Raw genomic sequence first — 529 nt, 5'->3', positions numbered from 1 at the left:
TGCATCGGACCTGCGCGGCAACGTGCCCGGCGTTCGTGCGCAGCACGCTGATCGCCGGCACATGCGTCTGGGCGAAGTCGCTGTCACCGATGCTGATGATCGAGAAGTCCTGCGGGACGCGAAGCCCCGCGTGCGCCAGCGCACGCAGCGCGCTGACCAGGGTGTGCGTGCCCTGGGCGATGAGCGCGCTCGGTGGGTCGGGCGCGTTCAGCAGCCGCAGCAGGTCGTCGAAGACCGAACTCGTCGCCGTCGGCTGGCGCAGGATCAGCGCAGGAGGCTCCATTCCTGCGGCGCGGTAGGCCGCGCGGTAGCCCTCGGTGCGGCGCCGCACCGGGCGGCTGTCGGCGTCCCAGAGCGCGAGCGCGATGCGGCGGTGGCCGAGCGCGAACAGCTGCGTGCAGGCGCTGCGAACCCCGCTGACGTGATCGAACAGCACCGCGTCCGTGCGCGCGGTCGGCATCTCGCGGTCGTACAGAACGACCGGCATGGACATGGCGTCGATCAAGCCGATCAGCTCCGGGTCGCGCTC

1 protein-coding gene is annotated in these 529 nt (G+C 71.5%); it reads right to left on the bottom strand.

Annotation, left to right across the window (positions count from 1 at the left end):
* A partial coding sequence (locus VTU_RS0106350; RefSeq protein ID WP_010102254.1) for a substrate-binding domain-containing protein occupies nt 1–529 on the bottom strand: 529 nt, incomplete at both ends.

The sequence above is a fragment of the Verminephrobacter aporrectodeae subsp. tuberculatae At4 genome, assembly GCF_000193225.1.
Classification (GTDB): Bacteria; Pseudomonadota; Gammaproteobacteria; order Burkholderiales; family Burkholderiaceae_C; genus Acidovorax; species Acidovorax aporrectodeae.
This window is presented reverse-complemented; position numbering and strand designations above follow the sequence as displayed.